We start from the raw sequence: 14,330 nt of genomic DNA, 5'->3' as shown, positions 1-14,330 counted from the left end.
GGGCCCCATGCCCCCTCTCCCCTCCCTGGGCCCTTCCCCTCTCCCTGGCCCCCGTCCCGTTCGCTGCGATGCGCCTCCACCCACGCCTGCGATCTGATAGAGCCCTGGCGCGTGCGCTCCCTCACTCTCCTGCTCTGGCTCCTCCTCGCGTCGGCGCCCGCCGCGGCGCGGGCCGACGCGGCGCCGCCCGGCGCGCCCTCACGGAAGGCGGAGGCGGCCGCGTCACGGGTGGTGATCGTCGAGGCCGGCGTGGACGACCCGCTCGTGCTCGAGGCGGCGACGCGCCTGCGGGCCGAGCTCGGCGCGGCGGGGTTCGAGGTGGTGCGCGTCATGCGAGCGCCCGAGGGCGATCTGCGCGCAGGGCTGGAGCGCGCCGCGAAGGAGGCGGACGCGTTCGCGGCCGCGACGATCGTCCGCTCGCGGACGGGCGCGACCGCCGACCTCTGGATCGTCGATCGGGTGACGCAGAAGACGGTGGTGCGCGCCGTGGAGGCGGCCGGCGCGGCGGCGCCGTCGGTGATGGCCGTGCGCGCGGTCGAGCTCCTGCAGGCGAGCCTGCTGGAGGCAAGCCTGCAGGAGCCGCAGGGGCGCGCCGCGGAGGACGGCGGCGCCGCCGTTCCCGACGACGTGCGGCGGTGGATGGCGCCCGTCCGGCAGCGGGCCGGGATGCCCCCTGCGCCGGAGCGGGCCGGGATGCTCGCGGGCGTGGGCGTGGAAGCTGGCTTCGTGGCGCTCCTGAGCGCAGACGGCGTCGGGCCGGCGCTGGGGCCCGCGCTGCGGCTGTCGTACGGGGTCGGCGCGGACGGCCGCGGCGGCGCGCTGCCCGCGGGGCTCGCGGCGCGGCTGACGTTCGCCGGGCCGACGCTGGGGCCAACGCTCGAGGGCGAGCTCGGCACGGTGTCGGTCCGTCAGGAGATGGCCTTTCTGGAGGCGGTATGGGCGCTGGACACGGGCGGCGCGATCTGGCCTGTGCTCTCGGCCGGCGTGGGCGGAATTCACCTGTTCGTCAGCGGTGATCCCCTGCCGCCGCTGCGGAGCGCGACGGGCGATGTCTGGTCGGTCGCCGCGGCCCTGGGCGGGGGCGCCGGGCTGCGCCTGACCGACCGCGCGGCCCTCCTGGTGGATGCACACGCGATCTTCGCCGAGCCCCGCGCCGTCGTGACGCTCGGCGGCGAGCGGCTCGGCACCGCGGGGAGACCGACGTTCGCCGGGTTTCTTGGGCTGCTCGTGCGGCTCTGAGGCGGGGCCGCGCCCGCGTGGCCCGGCGGGGGGCAGCGAACGCCGGCACAAGGCGGTTTGCCGATGTTGGAGAGGCGCCGATTCCGGTACCGTCTGTGAATCAGTCGATGGCGCGCCCGATGGGGGCACGGCCTCCTGGTTCGGGTGACAGCGATGAGAATGCGAAGAATTGCGGCGGCTTTGCTCACCACGGTCGCCGTTTCGACGGGATTTCTCGGCTGCTCTGACGATTCCGACGAAGGCACGGGAGGCACATCGACGAGCGACGGCGCGGGCGCCGGCAGCAACGGCGCGGGCGCGGCGGGCCATGGCGGTTCGGGCGACGGCGGCTCGGGCGACGGCGGCTCCGACGGCAACGACGGCGGCTCCAGCGCCCAGAGCGGCGCCGGGGGCGGCGACGGCGGCTCAGGCGACGGCGGCTCAGGCGACGGCGGCTCAGGCGAAGGGCGGGGGCTCGGCGCCCGGTGCGAGAGGGACGCGGACTGCGGCCGGCGCGGCTTCTGCTTCACGGAGTCGGGCGACGAGTTCCTCGGCGGAGGCCCGGCGGGCGGGTACTGCACGACCACGTGCACGGGAGACAGCGATTGTGAGGGCGAAGGCAGCGCGTGCTTCGACGGCCTCTGCCTTCTCGGCTGCACCCCGGGAGAGCCGCCGCTCGAGACCATCGTCGACGAGCTCGATCCGACGAAGTGCCGCGGCCGCGAGGAGCTGCGCTGCGAGGAGATCGACGATGTGTCCGTGTGCATGCCGAACTGCGGATCGGACAGCCAGTGCGGCGGACGGGTCTGCGATCCCCGCCTGAACATCTGCATCGACGAGCCTACGCAAGGGCTGCCGGCGGGCGCCGCGTGCGCGCTCGAAGCCGACGACACGGATCCCTGCGCGGGGTGGTGCATCGACATCGGCGCCGACGTCGGCGTGTGCGCCGAGCTGTGCGGGCTCGGCGGGGACGTCGCCAACGAGGACTGCGGAGGGCTGGAGAGCGGTCTCTGCCTGTATCCTCTGGCAGCCGAGCCCGGGGTTGGTGACCTCGGAATGTGCGCGCCCGCGTGCAACAGCCACAGCGACTGCCTCCTGCCGCACGCCTCGTGTGTGTTCTTCGGCGTGGAGACCAACGGATTCTGCCTCTTCGACGTGACGAAGTGCCCGAGGGGCCAGAGGGCCTGCGCGAAAGGCGAGGTCTGCACCCTGACGCCTGAAGGCCGCTTGTGCCTCGACGAGAATTTCCCCCTGGAGGACCCCGACACAGGCGGTACGGGTGGTGGTGGCGGCGCCGGTGGAACGGGCGGCGCGGATGGCACCGGTGGAGCCGATGCAACGGGCGGCGCCGATGCCGCGGGCGGCGCAGGCGGCACGGATGCCTCCGGTGGCGCAGGCAGCACGAGTGGCGCAGGCAGCACGAGTGGCGCGGGTGGCGCAGGCGGCACGGATGCCGCGGGCGGCGCAGGCGGCACGAATGGCGCGGGCGGCACGGATGGCGCAGGCGGCACGAATGCCTCGGGTGGCGCAGGCGGCACGAATGGCGCGGGCGGCACGGATGCCTCGGGTGGCGCAGGCGGCACGAATGGCGCGGGCGGCACGGATGGCTCCGGCGGCACGGATGGCACCGGCGGCACGAATGCCTCGGGTGGCGCAGGCGGCACGAATGGCGCAGGCGGCACGAATGGCGCAGGCGGCACGAATGGCGCAGGCGGCACGAATGGCGCAGGCGGCACGAATGGCGCAGGCGGCACGAATGGCGCAGGCGGCTCCCTCGATGGTTCGTCGGTGTCTGCCGGGGGCGCCGAGTAGCGGGAAGCGCGATCAGGGCGCTGGCGGCTGCTGTCCAAGCAGCAGCGTTGTCGCTTCGGGCGCTCGCCAGTCCCTCGCGCCCGTGAAGCGGAGGGACATCCTGCCGTCCGCCTCGACCAGGAAGGTGTCGGGCAACGTCGAGACCCCGAACCGCTGCTGCACCGCAGGGGATCCGGCCCGCACGACGCCGGGAGGAACCTCGCCCCCGAAGAAGGCGCGCACGACCTCCCAGTTCTCGTCGACGCTCACGGCCACGACCTGGAGCCTGCCGGCCCTCTCCAGCTCTTGGCCGAGCTCCAGCAAGCGCGGGAGCTCGGCGCGGCAGGGGGCGCACCAGGTGGCCCAGAAGTGGAGCAGCACAGGCCGGCCGCGCAGGGCGGCCGCGCGAAGCGAGGTCCCGTCCGGCTGCTCGAAAGCGGCGTCGGGCATGCGCTGGCCGTCGTGGAGCCGCTCGACCGCGAAAGGGCGACCTGGCCGCTCGGCGCCGCGGCGGCGCTCCACGGCCCAGTAGAGCCCCACGGCGAGCGCCTGGACGAGGATCAGGACGCCCGCGGCGGCGGCGATCGCGCGGAGGCGGGAGCGCGCGCGCACCGGCTACTCCGCCGCAGGCGACAGGGCCGGGCCGGCGGGCCGCGGAGGCTCGGAGGCGCCCGCCTCGCCGGCGGCGTCCGCGCGGAGCCTTCCGCCGACCACGCTGTAGAGCGCCGGCAGGACGAGCAGCGTGAGCAGCGTGGAGGAGATCACGCCGCCGATCACGACGGTCGCGAGCGGGCGCTGGACCTCGGCGCCGACGCCCGTGTTCAGCGCCATCGGCACGAAGCCCAGGGAGGCGACGAGCGCCGTCATGAGGACCGGGCGGAGGCGCCGCTCGGCCGCGAGCTCGATGGCGTCCCGCACCGGCATCCCGGCCGCGGTGAGCTGCCGGATGGTCGAGACGAGCACCATGTCCCCGAGCACCGCGACGCCCGACAGCGCAACGAACCCGACGCCCGCGGAGATGCTGAACGGCAGATCGCGGAGCCAGAGCGCGACGACGCCGCCGATCGCGGCGAACGGGACGCCCGTGAAGACGCGGACCGCATCCAGGAGCCGCCCGTACGTGAAGTAGAGCAAGAGCAGGATCAGCCCGAGCGCGATGGGCACGACGACGAGCAGGCGCGCCTGCGCCCGCTCGAGGTGCTCGAACTGCCCGCCGAAGCGGACGTAATAGCCGGGCGGGAGCTCGACCTCCCGATCGAGCCTCGCCCTCGCCTCCTCGACGAAGGTGCCCACGTCGCGGCCCCGGACGTTCGCCTGCACGACGATCCGGCGCTTGGCCCACTCGCGGTTGATCGCGGCCGGCCCCTCGGTCGAGCGGATCTTCGCGAGCCGCGCGAGCGGGATGCGCTCCCCGCCGGCCGCGGTGACCAGGATGCGGCCGATGGAGGCGGGATCCTCCCGGTAGCGATCGTCGATGCGCAGCACCACGGGGAAGCGGCGCTCGCCCTCCTGGAGCTGCCCCACCTCCCGCGCGCCGAGCGCCTCGACGACATCCAGGACGTCGGCGGCCGCGATGCCGTGGCGGGCGATGGCGGCGCGGTCGACCTCGATCTCGAGCACGGGCTGGCCTGTCACCTGCTCGGTCACGACGTCCGCGGCGCCGGGGATCGTCTTGAGGGCGGCCTCGATCTCGCGCGCCTTCTGCTTGAGCGTGTCGAAGTCGTCGCCGAACAGCTTCACCCCGAGATCGGCCCGGATCCCCGCGACCATCTCGTTGACCCGCATCTCGATGGGCTGCGTGTAGATGACGCGCATGCCCGGCATCCCCGCGAGCTCGGACTCCATGGCCTCGACGAGCTCGTCCTGCGTGGCGGCGCGCTTCCATGCCTCCCGCGGCTTGAGCGTGATGAACATGTCGGACAGCTCGAGCCCCATCGGGTCCGTCGCCACCTCCGCGGTGCCCGTGCGCGTCCAGACGCGCTCGATCTCGTCCGGAAACCTGTCGAGGAGGACCCGCTCGAGCCGGGTGCCGTAGCGGATCGACTCGCCCGCCGAGACCCCCGAGAGCCGCACGGTGTTGGCGACGAGGGTGCCCTCACGGAGCCGCGGCACGAACTCGGCGCCGAGCCGCGTCGCGAGGAAGGCGGCGTTGCCGAGGAGCAGCACGGCGCCGGCGAGCACCGCCCAGCGCCACCTCAGCGCCAGGTGCAGCACGGGCCGGTAGGCCCGCTTGAGGAGGCGCACGAGCACGTTGTCGCGCTCCTTCATGCGGCGCGGCAGGAGCAGGCTCGCGAGCGCCGGCATGAGCGTGAGCGACAGGATCATCGAGCCGATGAGCGCGAAGATGACGGTGAGCGCCATCGGCCGGAACAGCTTCCCCTCCGCCCCCTCGAGCGCGAGGATCGGCAGGTAGACGATCATGATGATCAGCTCGCCGAACATCGTCGGCTTGCGGACCTCGATCGAGGCGTCGCGCACGACCTCTGTCGTGCTCCGGTCGCTCGAATCCTCGGAGAGCCGCCGGACCGAGTTCTCGACCATGATCACCGAGCTGTCGACGACGAGGCCGAAGTCGATCGCGCCGAGGCTCATCAGGCTCCCCGCGACGCCCGCGCGCAGCATGAGGTCGAACGCGAAGAGCATCGACAGGGGGATGGCCGAGGCCACGATGAGCCCGGCGCGGAGGTTGCCGAGGAAGGCGAAGAGCACCGCCACGACCAGCAGCGCGCCCTCGAGCAGGTTCTTCTCCACGGTGCCGAGCACCCTGTCGATGAGCTCGGTGCGGTCGTACACGACGGCGACGTCGACCCCGGGTGGCAGGCTCTTCTCGACCTCCGAAAGGCGCGCCTTGAGCCGCGTCGTGACGTCGTGGCTGTTCTCGCCCATCAGCATGAAGCCGAGGCCGAGCACGACCTCGCCCTGGCCGTCGGCGGTGACAGCGCCCCGCCGGATCTCGCGCCCCTCGACCACCCGGGCGACGTCGCGCACCCGGATGGGCGCCCCGCCCTTGGCGGCGACCACGATGTCCTCGATGTCGCTCACGCGCGTGGCGATGCCGATGCCCTGGATCAGGCTGGATTCGCCGGCCTGGTCCAGGTTGCCCCCGCCCACGTTGGCGTTGTTGCGCTCCAGGGCCTCGGAGAGGTCGTGGAGCGAGAGCCCCCGCGCGGTGAGCTCCGCCGGGTCGACGAGCACCTGGATCTGCCGCTCATCGCCGCCCCACGCGTTCACCTCGGCCACGCCGCGCACCGAGCGGAGCTGCGGCGCGATGACCCAGTCGTGGACCGTCCGCAGCTCGCTCAGCGACTTGCCCTTGCCCGTGACCACGTAGTGGAACACCTCGCCGAGCCCGGTGGCGACCGGGCCGAGCTCCGGGCGATGGATCCCCGGCGGCAACGTCACGGTCTGGAGCCGCTCCATGACGACCTGGCGGGCCAGGTAGATGTCCGTGTCGTCCTCGAAGCGCGCCGTGACCTGCGAGAGGCCGAAGCGGGAGAGCGAGCGGACCTCCTCGATCCTGGGCAATCCCGAGATCGCCTGCTCGACGGGGGCCGTGATCTGGCGCTCGATCTCGACCGGGGAGAGGGCAGGCGCGACGGTGTTGATCTGCACCTGCACAGGCGTCGTGTCCGGGAAGGCGTCGATAGGCAGGCGGCGGAACGCGAGGATGCCCGCCAGGGAGAGGCCGATCGAGGCCAGGATCACGAGGAAACGGTGGCGGAGCGACCAGGTGATGACGGCGTTCAGCATGGCCCGCGCCTCAGTCCTCGCCGCAGCAGCCTGCGCCGATGCTCTCCTTGAGCGTCTCGGTCTTGAGCAGGAAGCTCCCTTCGGTCGCGACCTCCTCGCCCGGGCGCACGCCCCTGGTCACCTCGACAAGGTCGCCCTCGGTCGCCCCGACCTCGACCCGCCGCGCCTCGAACTGATCGTCCGCGAGCCGCACGAACACGAGCTTCACCGTCTTCGCGCGCTGCACCGCGGCGCGGGGCACAACGACCGCCGCGCGGGATGGGGCGAGGATGCGCGCCCGGCCGAACATGTTGGCCCGCAGCGCGCCGCCCGGGTTCGCGAGCGGGACGCGCGCCTTGGCCGTGCGCGAGGCCGGGTCGATGGCCGGCGCCACGTACGTGATCTCCCCTCTGAGCTCGCGCCCCTCGATGCCGTCGACCTCGATGACCACCGGCTGCTTCAGCGAGACGGCCGGTAGATCGGTCTCGGGGACGTCGAGCTCGGCCCACATGCTCGAGACGTCGACCACCTCGAACAAGGTCTCCTCGACGCCGACCAACCTGCCCACGGTGGCCTTTCGCTGCGTCACGACGCCGGCGAGCGGGGTCGTGAGCGTGTAGCCCCCGCTCCCGCCCGCGCTCGCGCCCACGACGGCCAGGGAGGCCGCGAAGGAGGCGCGCTCGGCGCGGGCGGCGTCGAGCTCCTGCTGCGCGGCGAGGACGCTCCGGCGCGACGAGATCCCCTCCTTTTCAAGCTGCTCCTCGCGCTTCAGGTTCTCCTCGGCGATCGTGAGGCGCGACTGCGCGCTGGCCAGCCGCGATCGATCCGCACCCACGTCTGCGCTGTCGATGATCGCGAGCGGCGCACCCTTCTTGACCTCCGCGCCGACGTCCACGTGCAGCTGCCGGACGACCCCCGGGGCGCGGGCGTTGATCTCCGCCACCTTGAGCGCGTCGTAGACGATCCTGGCGGTCACGGGGATGCCGCCGCCGCCCTGACGCTCGACGGCCTTCGCGGTGAGGATGCCGGCGAGCCGGGCCGTGTCCTTGGTCTTGAGCTTGACCTTCGTCCCGTCGGCAGGCGCGCCGTCGCTCGCCACGTCGGCCGCCGGCTTGCCTCCGCGCTCGGGGTGGCAGATGGGGCAGATGGATTCCGGAAACTCGTGCTCCTTGCACCAGTCTCCCTTGGCCTGGAAGACCGGGACGAGCCTCGGATTGCACTTCGTGCAGAGGGCTTCCAGCACGCCGTGCTCCTTGCACATGGCGCCCTCGACGGCCGCCGCGGCCTTGGGCTTGGCCTCAGCCTTCTCCTGCGCGGCAAGGTCGGTCCCTTTCGACCCTTTGGACCCGCACCCCGAGCTGGCCGCGAGGAGCAGGAGCACCACGATGTGAACGCGGCCGGGCATGTCAGCTCCCCTTCGGCGGCCGGACGATCTTCAGGTCAGGGTTGCACTTGAGGCACTGCGACTCGGGCAGCCCGTGCTCCGCGCACCAGTCGCCCGTGGCCTTGAAGGCCGGGGTCAGATCCGGGTTGCAGCGGGTGCACTGAGACTCGGGCACCGCGTGCTCTCCGCACCAGTCCTCGTGGGAGCCGGGCTTCACGTCGGCCGGCGCGTGCGCCGCCTTCGCCTGCGTCTGCTCGGGCGCGGCCTTGCCAGCGCTCGGCGCTTCCTTCGAGCACGACGCAGCACCGAGGGCGAAGACACAGATCACGAGCGAGATGGAACGAAACTTCATGGGACTTTTCTCCTTGTTGTTCACGACGTCACGTGACGGACGAGCCTCGGGCATGCGGTCGCTCTCGCGCGCCAGCGCAGCGGCGCCACCACCGCCGATCTGACCGCGAGCGCGGCGCGCAAGCTGGGTAGATCAGCGCTGAACCGACGCGCTGGAGCGGGCGCGCGACGACGCGCGCCGCGATCACGCCCTCCGCTCGGAACTAGCAGGGCGCTGAGCCACGCCGCGCTGAGGCCACCGGGGGCCGGCAAGGCCCATGTGGAGCTCGCAAAAGCGCGATCGACGGCTCGGGCCGCGAAGCGGCCATCAGCGCCGTGCTAGGCGAGGTGCCTTGGGACGTGGAACACTTCGCGCACCTCTGGCGATGGAGGGGCGCGCTCGGACACGAGCAGCGCAAGGTCCGCGGAGGAGGGCGCGAGCAAGACCGGCACGATGAGCGAGGGCGGGACGGCCGGCACCCTCGCCGCGCAACACCCCGAGGCGCAGTCCAGGGGACAGGGGCAGTCCCCCTCGTCGTCATCGTCGGGACACGACTCACCGCAGTCGTCGACGGCCACAAAGGCGTACGCCACCGTCAGCTGGCTCGCGAGCAGGGCGAGCACGAGGACGGAGAGCAGCCGGACGAGCCGCCGCGTCCACCTGGAGCGTGGGTGGTGCCTTCGCTGCCGAGTCACGAGCCGACAGAGCCTACCATGTGTCTCGAGCGGCGCGAGCCACAACAGCCGCCAGGCCGCGCGATCGACGATGCCGGATGACCGGGCGCGACATGCAATCCCTGGCAAGATCTCGATGGGGCACCCGCACGAGGGAGCAGCCCCGCGCTCCTGTGCCTCGACATCCGGAGAGCCTCATCCAGGCCAGGAAACGCCTTCAGCAACAGCCGTGATCGCCGCGCCACGCCGCGACGCCCTCCTTGACGACGAGAACGGCGATGAGCAAGGCAGCGATCGGGTCCGCCCACCACCAGCCGAGCGCCCCGTTGAGCCCGATCCCGGCGAGCGTCGCGAGCGAGAGCCAGACGCAGGCGGTGGTCTGGAAGGCGTCCGCTTCCATGGCCCGGCTGCCGAGCCGCCGAGCCACGCGACGCTTCGCGCGCGCCAGCCAGCGCATCACGAGGAGCGACAGACCCGTGATCCCTACCCCCGCGAGCGTGAACTCGGGCCGCTCGCCGTTCCAGAGCGCCTGACCGGCATCGAAGGCGACGTAGGCGGCGAGCAAGAACAACGACGAGGCGACGAGTCGCTGAGCTCGGTGCTCGACGGCATCGAGGGCCTGGCTCGTCAGCCGGCGTGTTCTCTCCGCGCGGAGGCGCCAGATCATCACGAAGCCGGAGGCGCACTCGACGAAGCTGTCGATGCCGAAGCCGAGGAGCGCCACGCTCCCGGCGAGGACGGCCGCCGTCACGGCGACGACGCCCTCGACGACGTTCCAGCCGACGGTCAGGTACTCGAGCCGCAGCGCCAGCGTCACGTGCTCCGGGCGCCCTCGCTCCTCCGTCTCCGAGGAGCAGCTCGTGCAGTGGTTGCAGCTCGCCTCCTTGATCATCTCCATCGCAGGCCTCCACCTCGCAGGGATCGACGGGCCAGCCGCCGTCTTTACACCCCTGCAGCCTTGTCCGAGAGCGATTGGATGCACATGCGCAGCCCCTCGCGGAGGTTCCGCAGCGTGGTCACGGCGGACAGCTCCAGGCCGAGCGACGTGATCAGCGCGGCCACCGCGGGGCGCACGCCGGTGATGACCCCCTTGGCGCCGAGCAGCTCGACCGCGCGGATGATCCGGATCACGTGATCGGCGGTCTCGCCGTCGATGCTGTCCACGCCGGTCATGTCGAGGATCGCATAGCGGGAGCCTGTCCTGACGATGGCGTCGAGCAGCTCCTCGGTGATCACCCCGGCCCTCACGCCGTCGAGCGTGCCGATCAACGGGAGCGTCAGCACGCCATCCCACACCTGGATGATCGGGGTGGCGAGCGCGCGGAGCTCGTGCTGCTGCCGCTCGATGAGCGACAGCTTGTCGCGGAGCTCCTGCTCGGTCCGCTGGAGCTCCTCGGCGATGCGGGCGCGCTCCTCGACCTCGCGCTTCAGCTTGTGCAGCGCGATGGCCAGATCCGTCTTCGTCGCCCGCTCCTCGTCGAGCAGGTGCTGCAGCCGGTCCTCCAGGCTGGTCGTGGCGGGACGCACCGTGAACTCGTCGTGGGCGTCGCCCCGGGCGGCGAACGACGTCTGCTCGACGTCGCACTCCTCCCCGAAGAGCCGGGTGCAGTATCCGGCCAGCTTGCCCGCGATCATGCTGCTGCCCCAGCAGACATCGAGCTCCTTCTGGTAGACCGACTCCCACCCGTTCACCACGCGGAAGCGGGCCTCCTTCCGCTCCCTGTCCAGGGAGAGCACGTGCCACACACCCCAGCCCGCCGTGGCCGCGCCGACGCCGAGCGCCTTGAAGCCCTCCTCGAACGTCGGATAACCGGAGATGTAGCTCCAGTCGTCGTCGATGCTGAGCCGCCCGCCGCTCTCCACGGCGAGGTTGAAGCGCTCGGTCCCCGCCATCCGCTGGAAGCCGGACATCAGCCCAACCACGCTGCTCGGCAGGAACATCGACACCGAGGGGACGCCGGCCCAGGTGCACTGCCCGTTCTCGAGATCCCACTCGATCGCCATTCCCCCGACGACGACGCGGATCTTCTTGTCCAGAAGCTCAGAGCTTGTGCTCATAAATTCTCCGGGTCCACGAGCGCCCCCCGCCCGCCTGCCGCAGTGTACCGGCTCGACCCGGCGCGCGTCGCCCTCGACGGGCGAGCCACGACTGTCCTCGATCCGGCCAAGACGGCGCTCTGGGGCTCGGGACGGGCCGCCGCCGCCCCCACGTGCTCGTCCCGCAGAACCCGCCGCTCGTGGCCGAGAACCTGGCGCTCGTCCGTTCGTCCCTGATCTTCGCGAGCCCGGCTGGCAGTCTGGCGCGGCATGAAACCAATCTCGCAATGGCTGATGGCAGCCGGCCTGGTCACGCTGGCTGTCCCACAAACCGCGTGCAGCGGGGATTCGACCGCACTTCCCGAGCGGGACGAGCTCCGCGAGGAGCTCGAGCGTCGTCTCTCGGACGCGGCCGCGGCCGGTTTCTCCGGGTCGGTGCTGGTCACGGTCGATGGGGCCGAGGTGCTCGCGAGCGGCTACGGCTTGGCGGATCGAGACAGCAACATCCCCAACGTCGCCGGCACGGCGTACGACTTCGGCTCCGTGATGAAGGACCTGACCGCGACGGCCATCTTCAAGCTCGAAGGCGACGGCGCGCTCGCGGTCACCGACTCGCTCGCGACCCTCTTCGATGACGTGCCGGCCGACAAGGCCGAGATCACGCTCGTTCAGATCCTCCAGCACCGCGCCGGGTTCGACGAGTACCACGACACGGAGGGGGACTTCGAGCCGATGACGCGGCTCGAAGCACGCCAGCGGATCTTCGCGCAGGAGCTGCTGTTCGAGCCGGGGAGCGACGAGCAATACTCGAACTCCGGCTACACGCTGCTCGCCGACGTCGTGGAGACCGTCTCGGGACGAGCGTTCATGGATTACGTGCGTGACGAGCTCTTCGCTCCCGCCCACATGCGACAGAGCGGGTTCTTCGGTGACCCGATCTGGGAGCAGGTCGACACCGCGATCGGATACGACGCCTCGACCTTCGGGGAGAACGACCCCGCCGGATGGCCGTACACCTGGTCGCTCGTCGGCAATGGCGGGCTGGTGACGACGGTGTCCGACCTCGAGCGCTGGCTGGTCGCCGTCTGGAAGGGGGAGGTGCTCGGTCCGGCCGCATTCGCGTCGTACGAGACGCATTACCTCTCGGGCGGCGCCCACGACCTGGAGGGCAAGACGGTCTACGCCGTGGCCGGCGCCGGGGACTATGGCCTTGGAGGGGTTGCGGTCGACTGCCCGGCGGCGAACACGCGCGTGATCCTCGGGACGAACACGTACGACGTGTTTGACATCGAGGGCTTCGGGATCGAGCTGGCGAAGCTGGTCCTCTCGGCCGAGAGAGGCCAGCTCAGTCGGGCAGAGTGATGCCGACGGTGTTCTCCAGGAGCCGCTGCCGGACCTCGCGCGCGCGATCGCGCGAGACGGGCACGCGGAGACTTGGACCGACCTCGAGGATCAGCTCCCCGTCGAGCCGGCCGAGCCCGCGCACGTACGCAGGGGCGACGAGCCAGTTGCGGTGCACGCGAAGGACACGGTCGCCCAGCGTGGCCCCGAGCGCGTTGAGCGAGAGGTCCACCGAGAACACGCCCTCGACGTGGTGGAGATAGGTGAGCCGCTCCGCCGCCTGAAACGCCAGCATGCCGTCGAGGTCCAGGAAGACCAGGCGGTCGTCTTTTCGCGCGACCAGGCGCGGCTTTCCCGCGCTGGGGGACGGCGCCCGGCGTCGCTCGAGGAGCCGCGCCACACACGTGGTGACGCGGTCGAGCGTGAACGGCTTGAGGAGATAGTCGACAGCGCCCATCTCGAACCCATCGAGCGCGTGGTGCGCCAGAGCGGTGGCGAGCACCACCGCCGGCGGGCTCGCGCGAGCCGAGAGGGAGCGGGCGAAGTCGAGGCCCGACGTGTCTCCAGGGCGATCGACGAGCCGGATATCGACGAAGACGGCGTCGATGCCGAGCTCCAACCGATCGAGCGCCTCTCGAGCCGCCTCGACGTCCGTCACCGCGGCGATGTAGCCGAAGCTCCCTGTATCGCGCAGCAGCTCCACGAGGAAGTTGCGCGCCGGCCACTCGTCCTCGACGACGAGAGCGGAGAGCTGTTTCATGCGGTCCTCCTGGGCAGCGTGACCTCCAGGCGCGTCCGGCCGGGCTTCGAGTCGATGCTCAGCGACGCGTCGGCCGACTCCAGGGCGACGCGGCGCCGCACCAGCGCGAGCCCCCGCCCCTCCGGCGGGACAGCGGCCAGGTCGAAGCCGGGGCCCTCGTCCTCGACGGCGCAGCGCAGGTGTCCTGCCTCCCCGGTGATCTGCAGGACGACACGGCCGCGCTCCCGCCGGCGCAGCGCGCCGTGGTGCACCGCGTTCTCCAGCAGGGGCTGGAGCAGCAGCACCGGGAGCACGCAGTCGTCCACCGAGGCGTCGACGTCCCATTCGAACGCGAGCCGCCCGAAGTGCCGGGACTCCAGGATGCGCGCGAAGCCCCGCAGCCAGCTCACCTCCTCGCGGACGGTGTGATGGGATCGCCGCGATCCCTGCATGATGTCCCGCAGCAGGTCGCCGAGCGTCGCGATCAGGGTGCGAGCCTCGGCCGGCTCTTCGGTCACCAGGCCGGCGATCGTGTTGAGCGTGTTCAACACGAAGTGAGGCTCGAGCGCGGCGCGGATGTGCGCGAGCTCGACCTCCTGGCGCAGCGCGCGCCGCTCGTCCTCGAGCCTCCGCTCGGCGCCGATCTGTCGAGGCAGCTCGATCAGGAGGGCCCAGAAGCCGAACAAGGCGTCACCGTCGAAGAAGCCCACGACGGCGGTGGCCACGAGCGGCCGTCGCGGTCCCTCTGGGAACACCTCGGGCAGCGCCGCGGCGACCAGGGAGAAGAAGGTGGTGGCGATGGAGCTGGCGATCCCGGCGGTGAACGCGAGCACGACGAGCTGACGCCAGATCGGCGCGCGCCGCGCTTCGATGCGGCGCGCCACCAGCGTGAGCGCGCCGAGGACCGCCGCGACCCACGCCGCGGTGCCCAGCCCGCGCCAGGGATCGAAGCTTCCATGGTCGATCCAGTCGAGGAGCCAGAGCACGGCCGTGGTGATCACCACCGCCTTGCCGACGTGAGCCTTTCCCTGGCTTGCGGGCTCCTGCGTCACCCGTTCAACGCTAGCAGCGCCGGGCCCCCCACGT

At 71.7% G+C, this 14,330-nt stretch carries 12 protein-coding genes; 3 read left to right on the top strand and 9 right to left on the bottom strand.

The window, feature by feature from the left end; genetic code table 11:
* Positions 1–111 precede the first annotated feature (111 nt).
* Both WMF46_RS14875 and WMF46_RS14870 read left to right on the top strand, forming a co-directional pair.
* Positions 112–1,239 carry a hypothetical protein gene (locus WMF46_RS14875; protein ID WP_437986218.1) on the top strand — a complete coding sequence of 376 codons (1,128 nt, stop codon included), beginning with the start codon at positions 112–114 and terminating at the stop codon, positions 1,237–1,239.
* Positions 1,240–1,398: 159 nt separating this feature from the next.
* Complete coding sequence (locus tag WMF46_RS14870; protein WP_437986217.1) at positions 1,399–3,030, top strand: hypothetical protein; 1,632 nt, start codon at positions 1,399–1,401, stop codon at positions 3,028–3,030.
* 12 nt (positions 3,031–3,042) lie between these two features.
* On the opposite strand, the gene WMF46_RS14865 is transcribed toward WMF46_RS14870, so the two are convergent.
* The 7 genes from WMF46_RS14865 to WMF46_RS14835 form a co-directional block, all read right to left on the bottom strand.
* Entirely contained in the window at positions 3,043–3,621 is a 579-nt protein-coding gene (locus WMF46_RS14865) for a TlpA family protein disulfide reductase (RefSeq protein ID WP_437986216.1), read from the bottom strand.
* Positions 3,622–3,624: 3 nt separating this feature from the next.
* A complete protein-coding gene (locus WMF46_RS14860) occupies positions 3,625–6,759 on the bottom strand; it encodes an efflux RND transporter permease subunit (protein WP_437986215.1) in 3,135 nt (1,044 codons plus the stop codon).
* 10 nt (positions 6,760–6,769) lie between these two features.
* Positions 6,770–8,143, bottom strand: a complete 1,374-nt coding sequence (locus tag WMF46_RS14855) for an efflux RND transporter periplasmic adaptor subunit (RefSeq protein WP_437986214.1) — start codon at positions 8,141–8,143, stop codon at positions 6,770–6,772.
* A gap of 1 nt (position 8,144) precedes the next feature.
* The gene (locus WMF46_RS14850) at positions 8,145–8,474 is read right to left on the bottom strand and encodes a hypothetical protein (protein WP_437986213.1); all 330 of its coding nucleotides are present in this window, start codon (positions 8,472–8,474) and stop codon (positions 8,145–8,147) included.
* A gap of 317 nt (positions 8,475–8,791) precedes the next feature.
* Entirely contained in the window at positions 8,792–9,148 is a 357-nt protein-coding gene (locus WMF46_RS14845) for a hypothetical protein (protein ID WP_437986212.1), read from the bottom strand.
* 196 nt (positions 9,149–9,344) lie between these two features.
* The gene (locus WMF46_RS14840) at positions 9,345–10,025 is read right to left on the bottom strand and encodes a cation diffusion facilitator family transporter (protein ID WP_437986211.1); all 681 of its coding nucleotides are present in this window, start codon (positions 10,023–10,025) and stop codon (positions 9,345–9,347) included.
* 44 nt (positions 10,026–10,069) lie between these two features.
* Positions 10,070–11,185, bottom strand: a complete 1,116-nt coding sequence (locus WMF46_RS14835; protein WP_437986210.1) for an STAS domain-containing protein — start codon at positions 11,183–11,185, stop codon at positions 10,070–10,072.
* Between the two features lie 273 nt (positions 11,186–11,458).
* Here WMF46_RS14835 and WMF46_RS14830 point away from each other — a divergent pair, with 273 nt between their 5' ends.
* Positions 11,459–12,526 carry a serine hydrolase domain-containing protein gene (locus WMF46_RS14830; RefSeq protein ID WP_437986209.1) on the top strand — a complete coding sequence of 356 codons (1,068 nt, stop codon included), beginning with the start codon at positions 11,459–11,461 and terminating at the stop codon, positions 12,524–12,526.
* Here WMF46_RS14830 and WMF46_RS14825 read toward each other — a convergent pair.
* Positions 12,510–13,265: a LytR/AlgR family response regulator transcription factor gene (locus tag WMF46_RS14825; RefSeq protein ID WP_437986208.1), complete on the bottom strand. Its 756-nt coding sequence runs from the start codon at positions 13,263–13,265 to the stop codon at positions 12,510–12,512. The two genes, WMF46_RS14830 and WMF46_RS14825, sit on opposite strands and share 17 nt — an antisense overlap.
* Positions 13,262–14,296 carry a sensor histidine kinase gene (locus WMF46_RS14820; protein ID WP_437986207.1) on the bottom strand — a complete coding sequence of 345 codons (1,035 nt, stop codon included), beginning with the start codon at positions 14,294–14,296 and terminating at the stop codon, positions 13,262–13,264. Before WMF46_RS14820 ends, WMF46_RS14825 begins: the two co-directional genes overlap by 4 nt.
* Between the last annotated feature and the right edge of the window lie 34 nt (positions 14,297–14,330).

The sequence above is a fragment of the Sorangium sp. So ce117 genome, assembly GCF_051524395.1.
GTDB lineage: Bacteria > Myxococcota_A > Polyangia > Polyangiales > Polyangiaceae > Sorangium > Sorangium cellulosum_B.
The sequence above is the reverse complement of the archived record's forward strand: the minus strand, read 5'-3'. Positions and strand labels throughout refer to the sequence as shown.